Source organism: Pseudomonas sp. P867 (assembly GCF_019891455.1).
Lineage (GTDB): Bacteria > Pseudomonadota > Gammaproteobacteria > Pseudomonadales > Pseudomonadaceae > Aquipseudomonas > Aquipseudomonas synxantha_A.
Genome location: NZ_JAFLXB010000028.1, coordinates 1 through 5552 on the forward strand (window position 1 = coordinate 1; position 5552 = coordinate 5552).

Here is a 5552-nt window from a genome sequence, read left to right on the forward strand (position 1 = left end):
AGGTCACCGAAGGGCCGAAAAACCACTCAATGTGGTGAGTAGGTTCTCCAGTGGTGGTCGCGCTTGAGTTCAGGCAATCTGAAAATCCGACTTTTTCAACAGAATCGGCCAGAAGCCGTCACTGCTCAATCACCTTCAACAGATCGTTCCTGTCACTGCGCCTGTTGGAGCCGGGATTGCCCATCGCAGAGAAATTGCCCTCTTTCCTCCAGAAGGAGCCGGGCCACGAGCGTTAGGAATGGCTAGACCTTATTGAGCAGGTTGGTCATAGTATTTTCCGATTAGGCCAACGCCTCATCTTCAATCCGGGGCTCTACGAGACAACATGTCCAGCATCGCAATTACCGATCTAATTGTGCCTTGGGACGTCGACAGCATCTCGCGACCTATTGTGGCCTTCAGTGCCACATGGGTAACAAAAGACTGGGAAAATGCGAGGCATCAACACCGCAAAGCGCAGTTGATCTACTCCCTACGCGGAATCCTCAACTGTGAGATTGACGACGGTGTCTGGATCGTGCCGCCGCAATGCGCCATATGGATACCGGGAGACTTGCCGCACGCGGCGCGTGGAGCGGGTGAAACGGAATGCTATTGCCTGTTCGTTGAGCCAGACGCCGCGCCGGACCTTCCGAAAACCTGTTGCACGATTTCGGTATCGCCTTTGCTACGCGAGTTGCTACTGAAGGTGGCCGGTTTTCCTGAGTTATACGCGCCAGGGGGACGGGAAGACCGGTTGATTGCTGCATTGCTCGACGAGCTGGTGGCGGCACCGGTGGAATACTTGCATCTGCCCATGCCGCGTGATCCCCGATTGCGCCGCCTTGTGGAAATGATGCTGGCCGCCCCCTCGGACAAAACCTCGAAGGCCGATTGGGCTACTCGAATTGGCATGAGCGAGCGAAGCATGAGCCGTCTTCTGCTGCATGAAATTGGGATGAGCTTTGGGCGCTGGCGTCGGCAACTGCATGTGATCCTTGCGCTGCAACATTTGACCAAGGGTGAAAGCGTGCAAACGGTGGCATTGGAGTTGGGATACGAAAACGCCAGCGGTTTCGTAACCATGTTCCGCAAGGCGGTGGGCAAACCTCCGGCACGATACCTCTCGGATCGCATCAGCGGCGCAGCGCTTGCTTCAGTGCCCAGCATTATACTCCCCAATGAAATTTTACCCTGATGGATCGGGCTATCCAGGCTCGGGACAAACGACCGCCCTCAATCGCCCGTAGTCCTTGCACTCCACATTGCATCGCGCTTGGCCTGACTGAATAACAATCTGGCCTGATTTCGCCATCAAGCCCCCGTGTGTCCGTTGTTAAATGCAACATCTAAATACAAATGAGTATTGTTGATGTTCATCATGGCAACAGTTGATCAGTCCAGTTGGCCAAGTGGTTGGAGGGCAGAGCCCGCTGGCTATTCTCATCTGGATGGTCCGTACAAGGGCGCAAGCAGGAACGCGTCCCGCACCGTGTTGGGCTCGGCAGTTGCGGCAGCAGTTCTCATGAGTGCGCAGGGCGCATTCGCCGCCGAGCCAGGGCAGATTCAGACCAGGGCTGAGGGGACGTATCAAGAAAAGATAACCTTGCCGGCCATCACCGTAACAGCCCCCATGGATACGGCAACCACCGAAGGTACTGGCTCCTACACCACGGGCCAGACGTCGGTGGCGACGCACCTGCCGCTGTCGCTGCGGGAAACACCGCAGTCGGTGACGGTGATCACCCGCCAACGCATGGACGACCAGCAATTGAACTCGGTGCAAGGCGTGCTGGATAACACCACGGGCGTCTCGTCGTACCAATCCGACAGCGAACGGACGAGTTTCTATTCGCGTGGTTTCTTGATCAACAACGTTCAGTACGACGGCATACCCACCGTCGTCGGCGACATTGTCAACGGGAGCGGCATCGGCTCCCTCGATACTGCGTTCTACGATCGTGTCGAGGTCGTGCGCGGCGCCTCCGGCTTGCTGACCGGCACCGGCAATCCCTCGGCCGCCATCAACCTGGTGCGCAAACGACCGACCCGCGAATTCTCGGCGTCCGCCTCGCTCGGTGCGGGGAGCTGGGATACCCACCGGGAAATGGCCGATGTATCGACTCCGTTAACCGAGGACGGCCGTATCCGCGCCCGCATGGTCGGGACGTCCCAGGAAGGAAACTCGTACATGGATGGGTACAAGCCCCAGAGGAAGGCGTTCTACGGCATCATCGAGGTAGATCTGACACCCGACACCACGGTGAGCCTGGGCTATGACTACCAGGACATCACACCGAAGGGCTCCATCTGGGGAGGTTTACCGCTATGGTTCAGCGACGGCACGCAGGCGGAGTATTCACGCTCCAAGAACTACGCGCAGAACTGGAGCCGTTGGGACAACACCCTCAAGACGGCGTTTGCCGAGGTCGAGCATCGCTTCGACAACGGCTGGAACCTGCGGGCCGTCGCTAATCAATACCGCACCGAATTCGATGCCGAACTGCTCGGCCTGGTCGGCCGCCCCGATCGCGCCACGGGGCTGGGCTCCTTTCCCAACGGGGCTTTTCCGGTGGCACTGGCGTCCGAAGGTCGCAGCCGTCAAAACACCTTCGACGTGATGGCCAGCGGCCCCTTCGAACTGCTTGGCCGCCAGCATGACTTGGTGGTGGGGGCGACGAGTTCGCGCCGCACCGCCAGCCAGGAAGCTATCGCTCCGTTCTATGCAGGCTTCACGCCGGTCAATGTCTATCAACTGAGCCCGGCCTTTCCCCGCCCCAACTTCGATGCCATGGCTTCGATACCGACCCGCACCTTGATCAAACAGAGCGGTGTCTATAGCGCAGCCCGGTTCTCGCTGGCCGAGCCTCTGAAACTCATTGTCGGCGGCCGCTTCAGCAACTACGAGATCGACGACGCCGTTGGCGGCTCGTCGTTGCACTACAAGAAGAGCAGTGAATTCACCCCGTATGCCGGCTTGATCTACGACATCGACAAGACCTATTCGGCCTACGTGAGCTACACGGGCATATTCAATCCGCAAACCGACTATCGCGACAGCAGGGGCAACGTGCTCACGCCGACAAAGGGGAAAACCAAGGAAGTCGGCCTCAAAGGTGCTTACAGGGACGGACGTCTGAATGCGTCGGTGGCCTTGTTCGAGACCGAGTTGGACAACGCTGCACAGATCGTCGCAGGAACCCGTACGCCAAGTGGTGCCCAAGCCTATATGGGCTCGGATGGGACGAAGTCGCGCGGGATCGAGTTGGACTTGCAGGGCGAACTGGCGCGTGGCTGGAACGTCTATTCAGGCATCGCCCATTTCACGGCACAAGACGGCGATGGCGTCCGCTTGAACTCGCAAATACCGCGTACCACTGCCCAGCTTTTCAGCACCTACCAGTTGCCCGGAGAGTGGAGCAGGTTGACGCTGGGCGCAGGCGTCAAATGGCAAAGCCGCTTCTACCAGGCGCCCAATACAGGCATCAGTTCATTGGGTGGGGAACAAGGTTCCTATGCGCTGGTATCACTGTTGGGGCGCTACGCGATCACGAAGAAGATCACCGCAGCGGTCAACGTTAACAACGTGCTCGACAAGAAGTACGCGTTGCAGAAGGGCGATTTTGACACTGTGGGTTATGGCGCACCACGCAACTTGATGGTGACGCTGGACTATAGGTATTGATTCCCCCGGCCGAACGCTTCATCCGTTAGAAATCCAACAGCCCATTGATTATCGAGAAAGCTCCTATGCCCCTCCAGCCTACGCTACACCTCCCCCAAGAGCCTGCGGTGAACAACGCAAACAAAGTCGCCTTGTTCTGGTTGACGACAGCCGTTGGTGCCGTACTTTTTGTCACCTTCCAGTTATTTTTCTATGTAAACGATTTTGCGAGAGCGCCCGGAGCGACACCGGCGATTACGTTCGAGCCCGATATACTGTGGATGTTTTCCGCATTCTATGGTTCCTGGATCGTCACGGTGCTTCTCGCACTAACAGGAACCCGTAGGGCTCAGTGGGTTGCCCTGGTTCTCGGCAGCCTGCTTGTCGGCCTGAATACCCTCGGGGGAATCTCCGATGGGTTGCGCGACGGTTGGCACGTTGCTTTTTCGGCCGTGTTCTTCATTACGTTGCCCGGCGTGTTCGCCATCGTGGCCACCTGGCGTTGTGTTAAAAACAAAGGAAACGACCATGTCGGTGAATAGTTCTGACTTCCCTTTTGTCTGGATGAGCCTTACGCAAGAACCCGGACACGATCACCAAAAGGACTTCGCCGAATTAGAGGCCAACTTGCAGCGCGCAGAGCCCTTCGTATTCTTGACCGATACCGTACCTACCGAAGACCATGAGCACTCTGCGGAAGAAAAAAAACGCACCGCGCTCTGGATGAAAAAGCACAAGGTTGAATTGCGAAAGTGGGTTCTGGCAATGATCATGATTGAACCCAACTCGGCAAAACGCCTTGGGTTCAAGGCATTTGCGCTCGTGTTTGCCAAGTTCTGGGGCTACCCTTTGCTTCTTGCTGCTTCACGTGAGCAGGCAATGGAGATGGCAAGAGAACTGCTCCCAAAGGATGGAAAGTCATCTCACTGATGGCCAATGCCGGCATCCGATCTCCATGAAACTCTGCCGCCGCGCACCGTCGCGGCGAGCTGCTGCCCGGGCGCTGCACGAAGCTGGCATCCCACCCTGCCGATGGAGCGCTGCGTGCACTTTGATTGCGAAGAAGACTGCCGCCTGCAACACGCGCGCGACTGGCGTGCGCGGCTGACGCGTCACTCACCTGACCTGACGCCTCGAAGCCCGCAGGAAAAATCCCAACCCCCTGCAATGCCTTGCTCCCTTGCCTACGCATGGGTCAGAATCCGCCGGCTTGTGCGCTGGGATGGCCGTGATTAAGGTGGCTCGGTCGCTGAATGTCTCGGCGATCGGGTTTAGTAGCCTGAAGGTTTATCCAAACAAAAGTGCATGAGCTGCATCAATCAGACATCCCTGTCTGTACTTGATGGTGGCTGTGCGCAGGGCACCTTCGGGTGCGCCGGCTTTCGTTTGGATTCCCCGGTCTACTAACCTGCGCACAGCTGCCACCCTTCTGTTTAGTAGCTAAAGGGCGGTAGCCACACTCAGGAATTCAAACATGCTATTCACCGTCGCCCCCAACGCAACCAGCGAAACCCTCATCACCAACAGCTACGAAACCTTCACCAGCGTCAGCACCCTGCTGCTCGACCTGTCCGAAGACCTCAACGGCAAACACCGCGACATCGCCCTGGCGATTCACCAACTGAGCGAACTGGGCGTGCTTCTCACTGCCCGATTGCTCGACCGCGAAATGCCTTGCGCTGGCTGATTTTCAAGCACCCAACTCGAAAGACACTTTACTCGCCGCGTCGTTGTACACACGTACGACGACGCGGCGATTTGCTTTTGATGGCTGGGTCGAATGACACAAAATGCGGCAGCTTTCGGCCGATTCTGTTGAAAAAGTCGGATTTTCAGATTGCCTGAACTCAAGCGCGACCACCACTGGAGAACCTACTCACCACATTGAGTGGTTTTTCGGCCCTTCGGT

Annotated in this window: 5 protein-coding genes; all 5 read left to right on the forward strand. The window is 57.4% G+C overall.

All coding sequences use genetic code 11. The features are described 5' to 3' along the window. The first annotated feature begins 325 nt into the window (after positions 1–325). A complete protein-coding gene (locus J1G33_RS27625) occupies positions 326–1177 on the forward strand; it encodes a helix-turn-helix transcriptional regulator (RefSeq protein WP_223019164.1) in 852 nt (283 codons plus the stop codon). Between the two features lie 327 nt (positions 1178–1504). Next, positions 1505–3664, forward strand: a complete 2160-nt coding sequence (locus tag J1G33_RS27630) for a TonB-dependent siderophore receptor (RefSeq protein WP_262416974.1) — start codon at positions 1505–1507, stop codon at positions 3662–3664. A gap of 107 nt (positions 3665–3771) precedes the next feature. After that, positions 3772–4185 carry a hypothetical protein gene (locus tag J1G33_RS27635; protein ID WP_347709501.1) on the forward strand — a complete coding sequence of 138 codons (414 nt, stop codon included), beginning with the start codon at positions 3772–3774 and terminating at the stop codon, positions 4183–4185. Beyond that, positions 4172–4573 (forward strand): hypothetical protein, encoded by a 402-nt coding sequence (locus J1G33_RS27640; protein WP_222994740.1) that lies wholly within the window; start codon positions 4172–4174, stop codon positions 4571–4573. The genes J1G33_RS27635 and J1G33_RS27640 overlap by 14 nt, the downstream gene beginning before the upstream one ends. Before the next feature lie 544 nt (positions 4574–5117). Next, positions 5118–5330, forward strand: a complete 213-nt coding sequence (locus tag J1G33_RS27645; RefSeq protein ID WP_223019165.1) for a DUF6124 family protein — start codon at positions 5118–5120, stop codon at positions 5328–5330. The last annotated feature ends 222 nt before the right edge of the window (positions 5331–5552 follow it).